Origin of the sequence: Pseudomonas kitaguniensis, assembly GCF_009296165.1 — a bacterium.
Lineage (GTDB): Bacteria > Pseudomonadota > Gammaproteobacteria > Pseudomonadales > Pseudomonadaceae > Aquipseudomonas > Aquipseudomonas kitaguniensis.
The window spans coordinates 1-16,577 of record NZ_VUAZ01000034.1 but is presented as its reverse complement, the minus strand read 5'-3'; the positions used below and the strand labels follow the sequence as shown (position 1 = coordinate 16,577).

Genomic DNA, 16,577 nt, shown 5'->3' with positions numbered 1-16,577 from the left:
CCCGCTCCCACAGTTTGACCAGATTCTGCCTGTGGGATTGGGCCGGCTTGCGCTCTATCAAATACGGTTTTACAGATTCAGCGGTTCTTGCGTGGCATACATCCACCGCAACAACGAATGCCTTCCGCTGATCCCCAGCTTGATCGCCGCGCGCTTGAGGTAACTCTCGACGGTATTGACCTTCAACGCCAGTTGCTCCGCCAACTGCGGCCCGGTGAGCCCGCCCAGCAGGCCGACGCACACCTCAAATTCACGGGTGGACAGGGTCAGCCCCGACTGCACCAGGCGTTCTTCAATACGCCGACGCAGGGTTTCGATGCCTTGGTTTTTCGCTACCGCCGCGTCGCTGTTCTGGCGGGACGGCTGGATCGCGGTGATGTGTTTTTCGACCATCGGCAGCAACAGCGTGGAAAAGTCCTGCAGCATGCTGCGTTCCTGCGGCGAAAAGCTTTGCGACTGGTGCGAGCGGTACACCGACAGCACGTAGCGCAGGTCGTCTGTGCGACGGGTAAGGTGCAATTGTGCGGCGGGTTGTTCTTCGCCCAGAGCCACCGCCGAATCGGTGTAGACCGGGCTGATGCGGCGTCGGGTGTGCCCTTTGGCGTTCACTCGCATTTGCGTGATATGGGTGGCGTCCACTGCCAGTTGGGTGAGGATCAGGTCATGCAGCATGCGCGGAAAATGGCGACTTCCGGTGCTGGCAATGACCTTCCCTATATGAGGGAACAGGTGTGAGTTCATCGTTTCATCCATGAAATTCGAGTGTGGGTGTTCAAGCCTGTGGCAACGGGATTTGACATGGGTCACCAGGGTAATAACCTGGAGAGGTGATCTCTCCCGCTGAGACGTATGCTAGTACAGCATTCGGGGGTGAGGGGGATCCAATCTGGAAATAAATCATTAAAAAAAACGTGTAAAGGTGGTCGGACCGGTCTTACCGGTGGTTTGGCCATGCTCAAGGCGCGGCCCACGTCTTATCTCACACGGTGTGTTGCAGTTTGGTGGCCAGGTTGACGGTGTGCGCATAGCCCAGGCTCAGAAGTTGACCGACGCACTCAAGCGCGCTGTCAACGGCGCGCCCTGGAACAAATAGTCATCGCCCATATACTCACCCGCATCACGCCAGTAGCGTGTGTCGAACAGGTTGTCGACGCTCAGGCGAAACACCGTTTCATGGCCGTCAAACCTGGTCGTATAGCGACCACCGACATTCACCACGGCATAATCGCCCACCTCAACATTGCCGGTGCGGTTGGCGTACTTTTTGGCGCTGTATTGCACCCCACCCAGCACTGCTAACCCATTCACCCACGGCAACGCATAGTCGGCGTACACGCTGGCGCGAAAGGTCGGCACGTTGATCGTCTGATGGCCTTCGTACGCGGGCGTGCCGCTGTCGCTGACCCGCGCACGAATCGCCGCCGCGCTGGTCGAGATCTGCAGACGGTCGGTGGCCCAGCCGTTGGCCGACACTTCGAGCCCGGTGTTTTTTTGCTCACCTTGTTGCAAGTAGGTGAAATTGCCGGCGCCGTCGGGCTTGGCGTACTGATAGGCCTGGCGGGTCTGGAACACGGCGGCGGCGAAGCTGATGCGGCGCCAGTCGTACTTCACGCCGGCTTCGAGCTGTCGTGATGTGGTCGGCGCCAGCGTTTCATCGGCGTTGCTTGCGTACCACGGCGCCGTGCCACCCAAGGACACGCCCTTGCTGTAACTAGTGTACAGCGAGATATTTTCAAGCGGTTTATAGATCAGCGCCGCCTGCGGCAAAAACACGTATTGCCGGGTGTGCCGTGCCTGATTGCCTTGGCTGTCGAAGGCGTGTTCATCCAGGCGCACTTCGCGGCCACCGAGGATGGTTTGCCATTGCTCGTTGAAGCGGATGCGGTCGGTGACAAACACGCCGTACTGGCGGCTGTCGAGGTTGCGATGGCTGTCGTTCAGCGGCTTGTCGGTGGGGGTGAAGGTCGGCGCGTCGGTATCGATATTGCCGCTGCCGATCCATTCATTCAGCGCCAGGCGCTTATCGATCACCCGGCGAAACGCGCTGGTGCCGAAGGTCAATTCGTGGCCCAGGCCTGCGCTATCGAACACGCCGGTCATGGCCGCTTGCACTTCATCGTCGCGGCGCGTGTCGTCGGGGCTGCGGTAATCGTAGATGTCGTAATTGCCTTCGGGGCTGAAGTAGTTGCCGACACCGCGGGTGTCGCCACCCCAGGCGAACGCGCTGTAGTCGTCGATCACCACTTTGCTGCGGGCCGCACTCACGCTGCCTTGCCACTGATCGCTGAAGCGGTAGTCAAATTTGCCGTTGAGGTTCAGCGAATCGATGCCGACCTGATGCGTGCCGCTCTGGTGCCCCAAGAGTTTTTTCGGCGACGCGTCATGCGGCACTTCAGTGCCACCGAGCAACTGATAACCCGGCACCGAGCGCTGCTGCCGGGTCTGGTATTCCGCATCCAGTTGCAGCACGGCATCCGGGCTGATGTTCCAGTCGAACGCCAGCGATACAAAGTCGCGCTGGCCGTTGGCATGTTCTACATATGACTTAAGGTCTTCGTGCGCCACGTTGGCGCGCAGGCCAAACTGCTGCTCGCTGCCAAACCAGCCGCCGACATCGGTGGCGATGTAGGCGCTGCCGCGAGCATCGCTCGACACCGTCACCGAGCGTACGTCTTCCGGGCGCTTGGTCACGTAGTTGATCACGCCGCTCGGCTCGGAAATGCCGCTCTGCAAACCGGCCAGGCCCTTGAGCACTTCGACCTGCTGTTTGTTTTCGAGGGCGACGTTCTGCTCGCCGGTGATGGTGCGCCCGTTGATCTTGTAACTGCTGGCGGCGTTCAGCGAGAAGCCGCGCACTACAAAATTCTCGTAATAGCCGATGGGCGCGTAACTGTCGCCCACCGACGCATCGTTGCGCAGCACTTCACTCAGCAACCGGGCTTGCTGGTCCTTGATCAGCGCCGCGTTGAGCACCGTGATCGAGGCTGGCGTGTCCAACAGCGGCGCTTCATTGAAGCCGCCGACCGAGGCGCTGCCTGCGCGGTAACCTGCGTCATCCTGACCCTGGACCTGCACCGTCGGCAGTTCAATTTCAGCCGCGAGGCTGCTACCGATGCCGCCGCTGAGCAGCAAGCCGAGGGCGAAACGTGACGTGACGACGGGACGAAAACGCAAAACCATGGGGCAAGGCCTTAAAGCGCAGGGCAGGGGGGCGCATAAGCTAGGCATAACGGTGCGGTTTTACAAGGTCTTGAATCACGGCCCGGGCTAATGTGGCAGGGCGCTTGCTCCCGATAGCCGTGTGCCAGCCGCCAGGATTATCGACGGTGGCGCCGCCAGCGGCAGCACGCCGCCGCCCACAGAGTTGGTGCATTGATGCGCTGAGCGTGGCAGGCTGGGCAACGTTTTCCTTCGGTTTCTGGAGATTTACCGTGCCAAAAGCATCTGCTGTGATTGAAATCCCGGTGTCGGCCGAACAGGCCTGGCAATTGATCGGCGGCTTCAACGCGCTGCCGGACTGGCTGCCGTTAATCGTCAAAAGCGAGGCGGGCGACGGTGGCCGCCTGCGCCATTTGGAAACGGCGGATGGCAGCGTGATCGTCGAGCGTTTGCAGAGCTTTGATAACGTGTTGCGCAGCTACAGCTACACCATCGAGCAGTCACCGTTTCCGGTCAGTGCCTACCTTGCGACGGTGCAGGTTGAAGCCTTGACCGATGCGTCGGCGAAAGTCACCTGGTCCGGCGTGTTCAGCCGGCGCCGGGCACCACTGATGAGCAGGTAGAAACGCTGTTTACCGGCGTGTACAGCGACGGGCTAGAAGCGTTGCGCGCCAACTTCCCGGCTTGATAAGCCGGTGTGGGAGGTCGCTCGTTGCCGACAGCGGTGTATCTGGCTGAATCCCTAAAGTAGAAATGCAGTAACTGTGGGAGCGGGCTTGCTCGCGATTGCGGTGTGTCAGTTGACAAATGCTTAGCTGACACACCGCAATCGCGAGCAAGCCCGCTCCCACAACAGCCCTTTTGATCTGCTTTAACCACTCAAACCTGGTCTATTCGGGCATCAATTGCTGCCGGCATTCCAGCACCAGGCGCGCACCGCCGCGCTGGCTGCTGCCGACCACCAGCTTGAAACCGTGCAAGTTGATGATCGCCGCCACAATCGACAACCCCAAACCGAAGCCGCCTTGTTGGTCGCTTTCATCCACGCGATAAAAACGCTGGAACACCGCATCGCGCTCCGCCGCCGGAATGCCCGGGCCGGAGTCGTGCACTTCGATGCGCGTGCTACCGGCATCATTGACCCCGCGCAAGATCACTTCACCGCCCGCAGGCGAAAACTTGATCGAGTTGCTCAACAGGTTCGACAGCGCTTCAAATAACAGCGCGCGGTCGCCGGTGATCCATGGCAGCGACTCGGGCACTTCGAGCAGCAACTGCAATTCGCCTTCTTCGGCCAAGGGCAGGTAGAAGTCATGCAGCTCACGCAACAGCGGCAGCGGGTCCATCACCAAAAACCCTGAGCGGCGCTGATGGTCTTCGAGTTCCGAGATGCGCAACAGCCCGCGAAAACGCGCCATCAGCGTGTCGGTTTCGGCAATCGCGTCGTCGAGTTTTACCGCGTAGACCGAATCTTCCTCGGCCTGTTGCTTGATGCGGTAGAGCTGCGCACGCAAGCGCGTGAGCGGTGTGCGCAGGTCATGGGCGATGTTGTCGCACACACCCTTGACCTCGTTCATCAGTTTCTCGATGCGGTCGAGCATGGCGTTGACGATCGCTGCGAGCATGTCCAGTTCGTCACGCCGGTCCGAGAGCGGCAGGCGGTGAGTCAGGTCGCCGGCGACGATTGCCTCGGCGCTGGCTTGTATCCCGCGAATACGCCGCAGCGGGCGGCGGCGTAATAAATGCCAGCCGGCAGCGCCCGGAATAATCGTCAGCGACAGCGCCCACAACAGCGCGTGCCAGATAATGCGGGTCACACCGAACAATGAACCGTTGGCGCGCACCAGTACCAGCCAGCGGCCGTCTTCGGTGTGGGTGGCCACGGCGTCGCAGCTGTCTTTGGGCAGTTTTGGGTCGTCGGAGTCGACGCAGTTGGCCAGCGCGTGGATCTTGCCGTCCAGCGGCAAGTCGGGCGGCACCGCGCGGATCGGCCCGCTGATAGGGCGAAATTGCTCGTCGAACAGGCCGTAAGCGTCTACGCCCTTCATGTCGAAGGTCATGCTGGTGGTCAGCGCTTCCACCAGTTCTTCGCCGTCGAAACGCTGGAACAAGTGCTGGCGCTGCAGCAGCGAGTGGCGCGACAAGTCGCTCAAGTAGCCGGATACTTCGTAGTACAGCACCCCCATGAGGATGCAGCTCCACGCTACAAACAGCGAACTGTACAGCGCCAGCAAGCGGCTACTGGAAGAGCGCCAGCCTTTAGAGGGGTTCAGCAATGACATAACCGGAACCTCGTACCGTGCGAATGAGCGGCGTGAGGCCCGGCGGGTCGATTTTTTTGCGCAGGCGGCCGATGTGCACGTCGATCAGGTTGGTGCCGGGGTCAAAGTGATACCCCCAGACCTCCTCGAATATCATCATCCGCGAGAGGATCTGCCCGGTGTTGCGCATCAAGAATTCGAGCAGTTTGTATTCGGTGGGCAGCAGGGTCAGCGGTTGGTCGGCGCGGCTGGCTTCGCGGCTGATCAGGTTCAGTTCGAGGTCGGCCACGCGCAAGGCGGTTTCGAATTCCTTGACCGTGCTTTTGCGCCGCAACAGCACTTCGACACGTGCGGCCATTTCATCCGAGGCAAACGGCTTGGTCAGGTAGTCGTCACCGCCAGCGCGCAGGCCGCGTACGCGCTCGTCGACGTCGGAGAGGGCGCTGATCATCAGGATCGGCGTCGACACACCGATGGTGCGCAGGGTGGTGACGATGGCCAAGCCATCGAGTTCGGGCAGCATGCGGTCGAGGGTGATGAGGTCGTAATCACCACTCACGGCACGCACCAGGCCTTCACGGCCGTTGTCTACCCAGTCTACGTCCAGTCCATGGCTGCTCAGCTCCGCGACAATCTCGCGGGCGGTTACGGCGTCATCCTCGATGGTCAAAATACGGGTCATAGGATTACCTGGTGAGCGATTCACACTAGAAGTAAGTGCATTTTGCCAATAAATCCCTGAACGCTTCCTAAATTAAACTTCATCTTGGCAAAACCGCTACACAGGATCGTCCCCACGCTCTGCCTGAGGATGCCGCCTTGGACGCTCTGCGTCCAATGGTAGAGGCTGACGCGCAGCGTCACAGGGTGCGTTACCCACGCAGAGGTGGCAACGATCTGTTTACCCACGCAGCGAGATTGCATAACGCCCGCTCCGATCAGGCAATTCTTGCATCTTGCATGGTTTAACTAAGTTCAATTTACTTAACTTATTGAAATACAACGATTTTAATTTTTACCCCGGCTGGCACGCCGCCTGCACTGTCCTTTTTGAGACTTGTAACACTATTTTTCCTGCCGGGAGCAAAACAACAATGATCACCTCATCATCCACGCTACAAGAGTCGAGCACGCTCTCCGGGGTTTCCTGGGGGGCGATTTTTGCTGGCGCCGCCGCCGCCGCCGCATTGTCGCTTATTCTGGTATTGCTCGGCTTCGGCCTGGGCTTTTCCGCAGTATCGCCATGGGCCGACAGCGGCATCAGCGCCAAGGGCCTTGGCATTTCCACGATTATCTGGCTGGCATTCACCCAGATCATTGCATCCGGCCTGGGCGGTTACATCGCCGGTCGTCTGCGCGTGAAATGGGCCAATATGCACGGCGATGAAGTGTACTTTCGCGACACTGCGCATGGTTTCCTCGCTTGGGCCGTCGCCACGCTGGTTACCGCAGTACTGGTAGTGGGTTCGGTCAGCAGCGTGGTCAGCGGCGGCGTTAAAGCCGGTGCCGGTGTTGCTTCAAGCGCCGCCAGTGGCCTCACTCAAGCCGCCGGCAGTGCCGCTCAAGGCGCCAACAGTGGCGACTTCGGCTACTACGTCGACAGCCTGTTCCGTGATGACCGCCCAGCCGCCGTCAGCGATGACGCTGTGCACGGTGTAGTGGCACGCATCTTCACGCGCACCCTGGCCAACGATGGCCAACTGGCCGCCGAAGACCGTACCTACCTGGCACAGTTGATCAGCCAGCGCACCAACCTGAGCCAGGCTGATGCCGAAGCGCGGATTGACAAGGTGTACGGCGATGCCAAAAAAGCCATCGAAGACGCCAAGCTTAAAGCCAAGCAAGCCGCCGATACCGCTGCGAAAGTTGCTGCTTATACCTCGCTGTGGACCTTCGTTGCGCTGTTGATCGGTGCGTTCTTCGCAAGCTTCGCTGCGACCTTCGGCGGTCGCCGCCGCGATGCCGTGGTGTATGTCGAAACCGAACACTTTACCCGTTAATTCCAGGCCCCTAATTTAAGGAAAACATCATGCGCTCATTACTGCTTTGGTTCCTCGGCGTACCGATCCCGCTGATCATCCTGATCGCGATCTTCATGCACTAAGCCCGAGCCTCGCTCGGTCCAATGTGGGAGGGGGCTGCCCCCGATAGCAACGGCTATCGGGAGCAAGCCCCCTCCCACTTTTTTTGCGCGTTTAATCGTCGAAGCCGACCTGCTCGTGAATCTCATCCACCTTCAATTCCAACCGGTACGCCACCGCAATAAACAGCGCCTGGCACAGGCACAAAGTGGCGCTCAACGAGCGGAAGGCAAACGACGACCCCTCATTGACCAACAGCACTGCATTCGCGCGCTTGGCCAGTGGCGACAAGTTGCTGTCAGTAATGATCAAGGTTTTAGCCTGATGGTGCTGGGCGATGCGCAGGCAGTGCTGGGTCTCTTTGCCGTAGGGCGTAAAGCTGATCGCAATCACCAGGTCATTCGCGCGCACGCTGCGCATCTGCTCGCGGTAGCTGCCGCCCAAGCCCGAGATCAGGTGGATACGCTTGTTGGTGTGTTGCAGGTTGTAGACCAGGTAGTCGGCCACCGCAAACGAGCGGCGCACGCCGACCACGTAGATATTGTCGGCGTTAACCACCAGGTCCACGGCTTTCTCGAAGGCTACGTCATCCAACTCCAGCCCCAAGCGCTCGATGCCCGAGAGGGTCGCGTTGACGCATTCGCGTGCGAGGTCGCCGCCGCTGGCCTTCTGCGATTTGTTGGCGATCATGCTGCGGATGCGCTGCTGGTAGTTCTGCACCGGCGTGGTTTTGTGGGTGTAGGCCTCGCGAAACAGCGCCTGCATTTCGCTGAACCCGCTGAAGCCGAAACGCTGCGAAAACCGCACGATGGCTGACGGGTGCACTTCGCATTCGCGAGCGATGTCGCTGATGCGGTCGACCATGATCCGGTCGCTTTGCTGGCTCATGTAGCTGGCAATGCGTTTGAGCTGGCGCGGCAGGCTTTCGTATTCGTCGGTGATCAGCTGCAACAAGCGCTCGGCATTGATCGGGGGGCTGGCGAGAGCGTCCTGCTGGGTGGTCTCGGGCGTGGCCGGCTGATCGGTGCTGGGCATGGGCAATCCTTCTGACGGGTTGTTCTGGTGCGCTGATAATGGGCGCAAGTCTACAGGGTAGGCGCAAAAAAATACCCCGGCATCACGGCGCGGGTGGCCTGCTGAAACGATCCACCCGGGCTGGCATGCCATTATGCCGAAGTATTGGAAAAAATATTCCACTAAAAATAATTATGGAATAAATATTGATTGGTGCCGCTGAACGTTCTAGTCTGCTTTCACCAAGAGCGTGTGCCGTCACCACGGTGGCACCACGCAGGCTGATAAAAATAACAGGAGCCAGCATGGGCCAGACTCGTTTTGCCAGTGGGCGTCAATTGGATCTGATTTGCCTCGGGCGCCTGGGCGTCGACCTCTACGCACAACAAGTGGGTGCGCGGCTTGAGGACGTGACCAGCTTTGCCAAATACCTCGGCGGGTCCTCCGCCAACATCGCCTTCGGCACCGCGCGGCTGGGGCTTAAGTCGGCGATGTTAAGCCGCGTGGGCGACGACCATATGGGCCGTTTCCTGGTGGAATCGCTGGCCCGCGAAGGCTGCGATGTCAGCGCCATCAAGGTCGACCCGGAACGCCTCACCGCGTTGGTGCTGCTGGGCCTCAAAGACCGCGAAACCTTCCCCTTGGTGTTCTATCGCGAAAACTGCGCCGACATGGCGTTGCGCGCCGAAGACATCAGCGAAGCCTTTATTGCCTCCAGCAAAGCCTTGCTGATCACCGGCACGCATTTCTCCACCGACGGCGTCTACACCGCGAGCATCAAGGCGCTGGACTACGCCGCCAAGCACAACGTCAAACGCGTGCTGGATATTGATTACCGCCCGGTACTGTGGGGCCTCGCGGGCAAGGCGGATGGCGAAACGCGGTTCGTCGCCGACCAGAACGTCAGCCAGCATGTGCAGAAAATCCTGCCGCGCTTCGACCTGATCGTCGGCACCGAAGAAGAGTTTTTGATCGCCGGCGGCAGTGAAGACTTGCTCACCGCGTTGCGCACCGTGCGCGAACTGACCCCGGCCACACTGGTGGTCAAGCTCGGCCCGCAGGGTTGCACGGTGCTCCACGGCGCGATTCCCGCGCGGTTGGAAGACGGCGCGATCTACCCCGGCGTGCGCGTTGAAGTGCTCAACGTGCTGGGTGCCGGCGATGCATTCATGTCGGGTTTTCTCAGTGGCTGGCTGAATGACGCCGACGATGAGCGCTGCAGCCAACTCGCGAATGCCTGCGGCGGCCTGGTGGTGTCGCGCCATGCGTGCGCGCCGGCCATGCCCACGCCTGCCGAACTGGATTACCTGTTTAATAGCCCGGTGCCGATCACCCGGCCTGACCAGGACGCAACCCTGCAACGCCTGCACCGCGTTACGGTGCCGCGCAAACGCTGGAAGCAGTTGTTTGTGTTTGCCTTCGACCACCGCTGGCAACTGGTGGAGCTGGCGCAAAAAGGCGGCCAGGCCCCGGCGCGCATCAGCGACATCAAGCAGTTGTTTATTCAGGCCATCGAACGTGTCGAAAGCAAGCTGCGCGAGCAGGGTGTTGAAGCCGATGTGGGCTTGCTGGCCGACCAGCGTTTTGGTCAGGACGCGCTGAATGCCGCCAGCGGTCGTGGCTGGTGGATCGCGCGCCCGGTAGAAGTGCAGAACTCGCGGCCGTTGGCGTTTGAACACGGCCGCTCGATTGGCAGCAACCTGATCGCCTGGCCGCAGGAGCAAATCATCAAGTGCCTGGTGCAATTTCACCCGGACGATGAGCCGATGCTGCGCCTGGAACAAGAAGCGCAACTGAAGGCGGTGTACGAGGCCTCGCTGGTCAGCGGGCATGAACTGCTGCTGGAAGTCATCCCGCCCAAGGATCACCCGTCGACTTATCCCGACGTGCTCTATCGCAGCCTCAAACGCTTGTACAACCTGGGCATCTACCCGGCGTGGTGGAAGATCGAAGCGCAGTCGGCTGAGGAGTGGAAAAAGCTCGACGCGCTGATCCACGAGCGCGACCCGTATTGCCGTGGCGTGGTGTTGCTGGGCCTGAACGCTTCGGCTGAATGCCTCGCCGAAGGGTTTCGCCAAGCCAGCCAGAGCAGTACGTGCCGAGGGTTTGCCGTGGGCCGCACGATCTTCCACGAACCGAGCCGCGCGTGGATGGCCGGGGAGATCGATGATGAGCGGCTGATTCAGCACGTGCAGGCTACCTTTGAACAGCTCATCACTGCCTGGCGCAGTGCCCGAAGCTAGACGCCGGTCCACATCTTAAGTCAGATAAAAACAAAAAGGTGCAGCCATGCCCGCAATCCGAATTGGCATCAACCCGATCTCCTGGAGTAACGACGACCTGCCGGCACTGGGCGGTGAGACGCCGCTGAGCACCGCCCTGAGCGAAGGCAAGGACATCGGCTACGAAGGGTTTGAACTCAACGGCAAATTCCCCAAAGACGCCAAAGGTGTTGGCGATGTGTTGCGCCCCTACGACCTCGCGCTGGTCTCCGGCTGGTACTCCAGCCGCCTCGCGCAGCGCTCGGTGGCCGAAGAAATCGAGGCCATCGCCGGCCACGTCGAGCTCCTCAAACACAACGGCGCCAACGTGCTGGTGTACGGTGAAGTCGCCGACTCGATCCAGGGTTCACACGTTCGCCTGATCGAACGCCCGCGCTTTCACAGCGAACACGCCTGGCAGGACTACGCCGACAAACTTACCGAACTGGCGCGCTTCACGCTGTCGCAAGGCGTGCGTCTGGCCTATCACCACCATATGGGCGCCTACGTTGAATCCCCGGAAGACATCGACCAGCTGATGCGCCGTACCGGCCCGGAAGTCGGCTTGTTGTTTGACTCGGGCCACTGCTACATGGGCGGCGGCGAACCTATCGAGGTGCTGCGCCGGCATATCGAGCGCGTCTGCCACGTGCATTTCAAAGACGTGCGCAAACCGGTGGTGCAGCTCGCGCGCAACCAGATGTGGAGCTTTCCCGACTGCATCGTCAACGGCACCTTCACCGTGCCCGGTGATGGCGACATCGACTTTGCCGCGTTGCTCGACGTATTGCTGGCCGCCCATTACAGCGGCTGGCTGGTGGTCGAAGCCGAGCAAGACCCTGCCGTGGCGCCCAGCTATGCCTATGCGAAAAAAGGCTATGACACCTTGCGGGCGCTGCTCAACCAGAGGACTAAGTGATGAGCTTGTTGGTAAAAAGCAGCAAACGCGGGCAAACCATGGTCGCGCTCGAAGCCGGGCGCCTGGAGTACGTGGGTTTTGCCGCCTACCGCTTGAGCCTCGGCGAAACCTTGCCGGTCACCGCAGGCGATCAAGAACTGTGCCTGGTGCTGCTGAGCGGCCGGGTGAATATCCAGGGCGAGGGTTTCAACTGGCAAAACCTCGGTGATCGCCAGTCGGTGTTCGAAGATAAATCACCCTTCGCCGCCTACCTGCCGCAGGGCACCGATGCCGAGGTTACGGCCTTGAGCGACGTGCAAATAGCCGTGTGCGCCGCGCCCGGTGCAGCGGGCTACGAACCCCGCTTGATTCGCCCGCAAGACTGCAAGCGCAGCGTGCGCGGCAAAGGCGCCAACACCCGCTATGTGTGCGACATTTTGCCCGACAGCGAACCCGCGCATTCGCTGTTGGTGGTGGAAGTGCGCACGCCCTCCGGGCATTCGTCGAGCTACCCGCCGCACAAGCACGACACCGACGATTTGCCGCATCAAAGCTTTCTTGAAGAAACCTACTACCACCAGATCAACCCGCCGCAAGGCTTCGTGTTCCAGCGGGTATACACCGACGACCGCAGCATCGACCAGGCCATGGCCGTGGAACACAGCGACTTGGTGGTCGTGCCCAAGGGCTACCACCCGGTCAGCGTGCCGTACGGCTACGAGTCTTATTACCTGAACGTGATGGCCGGGCCAACGCGCGCCTGGCATTTCCATAACGACCCGCAGCACAGCTGGCTGCTGGACCTCTAACTGGTTTGAACGGAGAACAATAACAATGAAGTCGCCGCTACGTTTTGCCCTTAACCGTATGGTCGCGCCCAACCTGTCCTTGCCGGATTTCATCGAGTTGGCGGTGGCCCTCAAGTGCGACGCCATCGAGATCCGCAATGATCTCAAAGGCAACCAAATCGAATACGGCACCCCGGCCAGCCGCGTGCGTGAGTTGTGCGCGGTGCAGGGCATCAGCGTGCTGTCGATCAACGCGCTGTACCCGTTTGATGTATGGAACGACGAGCGCCGCGCGCAAGCGGTCAACCTCGCCAGCTATGCGCGTGAGTGCGGCGCACAAGGCCTGGTGATGTGCCCGCTGAACGAGCATGGTGATACGCGCACCGAAGCCCAGCGCGCCGCCGGGTTGCGCACCGCGTTGAGCGAGTTGGCGCCGATCCTGCGTGAGCACGGCATTCTGGGGTTTATCGAACCTTTGGGCTTTGAAGAATGCGCGCTGCGCCGCAAGCGCGTGGCGGTCGACGCGATCCAGTCGATTGGCGGCCTGGACGTGTTTCGCCTGGTGCATGACACCTTCCACCATCACCTGGCCAGCGAGCATGAGTTCTTCCCGGAACTGACCGGGCTGGTGCATATCTCCGGCGTCGAGGATGCCGCCGCGCCGCTGAATTCGATTCGCGACGGCCACCGCGTGCTGGTGGGCGAGGGCGATATTCTCGGCAATGCAGCGCAAATCGACACCTTGCTCAGCACCGGCTACAACGGCTACCTGTCGTTCGAACCGTTTGCCGAAAGCGTGCACGCGCTGCCCGATATTCAGCAGGCCATTGGCGCAAGCATCGCCCACCTGCAACGCTCCCGAACCTGACGCCGCCCAACCTGTGGGAGCGGGCTTGCTCGCGATAGCGGTGTGTCAGTCACCTGATTCATTTACTGACCCAGCGCAATCGCGAGCAAGCCCGCTCCCACATTGGGTGGGGGTTGATCGACGGATTTGCATTCATACAAGGTGCGAACATGACCACGACAAGATTGACCATGGCCCAGGCCCTGGTGAAGTTTTTGGACAATCAATACATCGAAGTGGATGGCGTGCAGAGCAAGTTTGTCGCCGGCATATTCACGATTTTCGGCCACGGCAATGTGCTGGGGCTGGGCCAGGCGCTGGAACAGGACAGCGGCGACCTGGTGGTGCATCAGGGCCGTAACGAGCAGGGCATGGCCCACGCTGCGATTGGTTTTGCCAAGCAGCACCTGCGCCGCAAAATCTACGCGTGCACCTCGTCGGTTGGCCCCGGTGCGGCGAACATGCTGACCGCGGCGGCCACCGCCACGGCTAACCGCATTCCGTTATTGCTGTTGCCGGGCGATGTCTACGCCAGCCGCCAGCCCGACCCGGTGCTGCAGCAGATCGAACAGTTCCACGACCTCAGCATCAGCACCAACGATGCCTTCCGCGCCGTGAGCAAATACTGGGACCGCATCAACCGCCCCGAGCAATTAATGACCGCCGCGATCCACGCCATGCGCGTGCTGACCGACCCTTCGGAAACCGGCGCGGTAACCCTGGCCTTGCCACAGGACGTGCAGGCCGAAGCCTGGGACTATCCCGATTACTTCCTGCAAAAGCGTGTGCACCGTATCGACCGGCGCCCACCCACCGAAGCGATGCTCGGCGATGCGTTGGCAGCCTTCAAGGGCAAGCGCAAGCCGCTGATTATCTGCGGCGGCGGGGTCAAGTACGCCGGTGCGAATGCCGCCCTGCAAGCCTTCGCCGAGCGTTTTGAGATTCCCTTTGCAGAAACCCAGGCGGGCAAAAGTGCGGTGGTCTCCAGCCACCCGCTGAACCTCGGCGGTATCGGCGAAACCGGTTGCCTGGCCGCGAACCTGCTGGCGCCCGAGGCCGACCTGATTATCGGCATCGGCACGCGTTACACCGACTTCACCACCTCATCCAAGTCACTGTTCAAACACCCAGAGGTGCAGTTTCTCAACCTCAATATCAGCCCGTGCGACGCGCTGAAACTCGACGGTGTGCAGTTACTCGCCGATGCCAAAGTGGGCCTGGAAGCGCTGGCGAACGCGTTGGGTGACTATCGCTCGGGCTGGGCCGACCAGCCACGTAACGCCAAGGCGCAACTGGATGCCGAGGTGGACCGCATCTACCAGGCCGATTACCAGACCGAGAATTTTGTACCGGAAATCAACGACCACATGGACCCGGCCGTGCTGCGCGAATTCATCGAGCTGACCGGTTCGTGCCTGACCCAGAGCCGCGTGCTCGGCGTGCTGAACGAAACCCTGGCGGATGACGCGATCATCGTCGCCGCTGCCGGCAGCCTGCCGGGTGATTTGCAGCGCAGCTGGCGCAGCAAGGCGTGAATACCTACCACGTCGAGTACGGTTATTCGTGCATGGGCTACGAGGTCAACGCCGCGCTGGGCGTGAAGCTCGCAGAACCCGCGCGTGAGGTTTACGCGCTGGTCGGTGACGGCTCCTACATGATGCTGCACTCGGAGCTGGCCACGTCTATTCAGGAGCGGCGCAAGATCAACGTGGTGCTGCTCGACAACATGACGTTTGGCTGCATCAACAACCTGCAGATGGAACACGGCATGGACAGCTTCGGCACCGAGTTCCGCTTCCGTAACCCGCAAACCGGCAAGCTTGACGGTGGTTTCGTGCCGGTGGATTTCGCCATGAGCGCGGCGGCCTATGGCTGCAAGACCTACAAGGTCAGCAACGTCGAGCAACTGCGCGCGGCGCTGGCCGATGCGCGCACGCAAACGGTGTCGACGCTGATCGATATCAAGGTGCTGCCCAAAACCATGATCCACAAATACCTGTCGTGGTGGCGGGTCGGTGTGGCGCAAGTCTCTACCAGCGCGCGGACTGACGCGGTGGCCAAACAACTCAATGAACGCCTGGCCAAAGCTCGGCAGTACTAATAACAAGAGGAGTGTTTGTATGTCTTTTCAATCAAGTTCGTTGCGCCTGGGCGTCATTGGTACGGGCGCTATCGGCCGTGACCATATTCGTCGTTGCAGCCAAACCCTGCTCAATAGCCAGGTGGTGGCGGTGACCGACATCAACCTTGAGCAAGCGGCCAAGGTGGTTGCAGATTTGCAGCTCAGCGCCGAGGTGTATGCGGACGGCCACGCGTTGATCAATTCGCCGCAGGTGGATGCGATTTTGGTCACTTCCTGGGGGCCGAGCCACGAAGAATTCGTGCTCGCCGCCATTGCCGCCGGCAAGCCGGTGTTTTGCGAAAAGCCACTGGCGGTGACGGCTGAGGGCTGCCGCAAGATCGTCGACGCCGAGGTGGCGCACGGCAAGCGCCTGGTGCAAGTAGGCTTCATGCGCCCGTATGACCACGGTTATCGCGCGCTCAAAGCGGTGATCGACAGTGGCCAGATCGGCGAGCCGCTGATGCTGCACTGCGCGCACCGCAACCCGACGGTGGGCGAGAACTACAAGACCGACATGGCGATCACCGACACGCTTATCCACGAATTGGATGTGTTGCGGTGGTTGCTCAACGACGACTATGTGTCGGTGCAAGTGGTGTTCCCGCGCAAGACCAGCAAAGCCTTGGCGCACCTGCGTGACCCGCAGATCGTGCTGCTGGAAACCGCCAAGGGCACGCGCATCGATGTGGAAGTGTTTGTGAACTGCCAATACGGCTACGACATTCAGTGCGAGGTGGTCGGCGAGACAGGCATCGCCAAGCTGCCGGAGCCTTCGCACGTGCAATTGCGCAGCGAGGCGAAGCTGTCGAATGCGATTTTGATGGATTGGAAAGACCGCTTTATCGGCGCGTATGACGTTGAGTTGCAGGCGTTTATCGACAGCGTGCGCGCCGGCCAGGTCGGTGGGCCATCGGCGTGGGACGGGTTTGCCGCAGCAGTGGCAGCGGACGCGTGCATTGAAGCGCAAAGCAGCGAGCAGATCGTAAAAGTCAGCCTGCCACCACGCCCGCACTTCTACGGCTAACGCCCAACCCACTGACGGAACGCGCCAGTGTGGGAGGGGGGAGCAAGCCCCCTCCCACAGTAGATTGCATTCCAACAGCAGATCCGGGAGGTTCTGAACATGCGTATCGCACTTGACCCTTA

The 16,577-nt window shown here is 60.7% G+C and carries 12 protein-coding genes and 2 pseudogenes; 8 read left to right on the top strand and 6 right to left on the bottom strand.

Going from position 1 to position 16,577, the window contains the following annotated elements:
• Positions 1–69: 69 nt before the first annotated feature.
• A complete protein-coding gene (locus F0169_RS06845) occupies positions 70–741 on the bottom strand; it encodes a helix-turn-helix transcriptional regulator (RefSeq protein ID WP_152746085.1) in 672 nt (223 codons plus the stop codon).
• Between the two features lie 294 nt (positions 742–1,035).
• On the bottom strand, positions 1,036–3,180 hold the full coding sequence (locus F0169_RS06840; protein ID WP_152746084.1) for a TonB-dependent siderophore receptor: 2,145 nt from the start codon (positions 3,178–3,180) through the stop codon (positions 1,036–1,038).
• A gap of 251 nt (positions 3,181–3,431) precedes the next feature.
• On the opposite strand from F0169_RS06840, the pseudogene F0169_RS06835 reads away from it, so the two are divergent.
• Positions 3,432–3,847, top strand: a pseudogene (locus F0169_RS06835) (SRPBCC family protein).
• A gap of 202 nt (positions 3,848–4,049) precedes the next feature.
• On the opposite strand, the gene F0169_RS06830 reads toward F0169_RS06835, so the two are convergent.
• Both F0169_RS06830 and F0169_RS06825 read right to left on the bottom strand, forming a co-directional pair.
• Positions 4,050–5,441, bottom strand: a complete 1,392-nt coding sequence (locus F0169_RS06830; RefSeq protein ID WP_058411654.1) for a sensor histidine kinase — start codon at positions 5,439–5,441, stop codon at positions 4,050–4,052.
• Positions 5,419–6,102 carry a response regulator transcription factor gene (locus F0169_RS06825; protein ID WP_003173528.1) on the bottom strand — a complete coding sequence of 228 codons (684 nt, stop codon included), beginning with the start codon at positions 6,100–6,102 and terminating at the stop codon, positions 5,419–5,421. Before F0169_RS06825 ends, F0169_RS06830 begins: the two co-directional genes overlap by 23 nt.
• 412 nt (positions 6,103–6,514) lie before the next feature.
• Here F0169_RS06825 and F0169_RS06820 point away from each other — a divergent pair, with 412 nt between their 5' ends.
• Positions 6,515–7,420, top strand: a complete 906-nt coding sequence (locus F0169_RS06820; RefSeq protein WP_152746083.1) for a hypothetical protein — start codon at positions 6,515–6,517, stop codon at positions 7,418–7,420.
• A 195-nt stretch (positions 7,421–7,615) separates the two neighbouring features.
• On the opposite strand, the gene F0169_RS06815 is transcribed toward F0169_RS06820, so the two are convergent.
• Entirely contained in the window at positions 7,616–8,536 is a 921-nt protein-coding gene (locus tag F0169_RS06815) for a MurR/RpiR family transcriptional regulator (protein WP_058411651.1), read from the bottom strand.
• An 82-nt stretch (positions 8,537–8,618) separates the two neighbouring features.
• Complete coding sequence (locus tag F0169_RS06810) at positions 8,619–8,822, bottom strand: hypothetical protein (RefSeq protein WP_147468955.1); 204 nt, start codon at positions 8,820–8,822, stop codon at positions 8,619–8,621.
• Here F0169_RS06810 and F0169_RS06805 point away from each other — a divergent pair.
• The 6 genes and pseudogenes from F0169_RS06805 (at position 8,821) to iolG (ending at position 16,455) form a co-directional block, all read left to right on the top strand.
• On the top strand, positions 8,821–10,758 hold the full coding sequence (locus F0169_RS06805; protein WP_058411650.1) for a bifunctional 5-dehydro-2-deoxygluconokinase/5-dehydro-2-deoxyphosphogluconate aldolase: 1,938 nt from the start codon (positions 8,821–8,823) through the stop codon (positions 10,756–10,758). The genes F0169_RS06810 and F0169_RS06805 overlap by 2 nt on opposite strands.
• A gap of 46 nt (positions 10,759–10,804) precedes the next feature.
• A complete protein-coding gene (gene iolE, locus F0169_RS06800; protein ID WP_152746082.1) occupies positions 10,805–11,695 on the top strand; it encodes a myo-inosose-2 dehydratase in 891 nt (296 codons plus the stop codon).
• On the top strand, positions 11,695–12,483 hold the full coding sequence (gene iolB, locus F0169_RS06795; RefSeq protein ID WP_058411648.1) for a 5-deoxy-glucuronate isomerase: 789 nt from the start codon (positions 11,695–11,697) through the stop codon (positions 12,481–12,483). Before iolE ends, iolB begins: the two co-directional genes overlap by 1 nt.
• A 25-nt stretch (positions 12,484–12,508) precedes the next feature.
• Positions 12,509–13,330 carry a TIM barrel protein gene (locus tag F0169_RS06790; RefSeq protein ID WP_152746081.1) on the top strand — a complete coding sequence of 274 codons (822 nt, stop codon included), beginning with the start codon at positions 12,509–12,511 and terminating at the stop codon, positions 13,328–13,330.
• A 149-nt stretch (positions 13,331–13,479) separates the two neighbouring features.
• Positions 13,480–15,410: pseudogene (iolD, locus tag F0169_RS06785) on the top strand (3D-(3,5/4)-trihydroxycyclohexane-1,2-dione acylhydrolase (decyclizing)).
• A gap of 19 nt (positions 15,411–15,429) precedes the next feature.
• Positions 15,430–16,455 (top strand): bifunctional inositol 2-dehydrogenase/D-chiro-inositol 1-dehydrogenase, encoded by a 1,026-nt coding sequence (iolG, locus tag F0169_RS06780; RefSeq protein WP_058411645.1) that lies wholly within the window; start codon positions 15,430–15,432, stop codon positions 16,453–16,455.
• Positions 16,456–16,577: the final 122 nt, after the last annotated feature.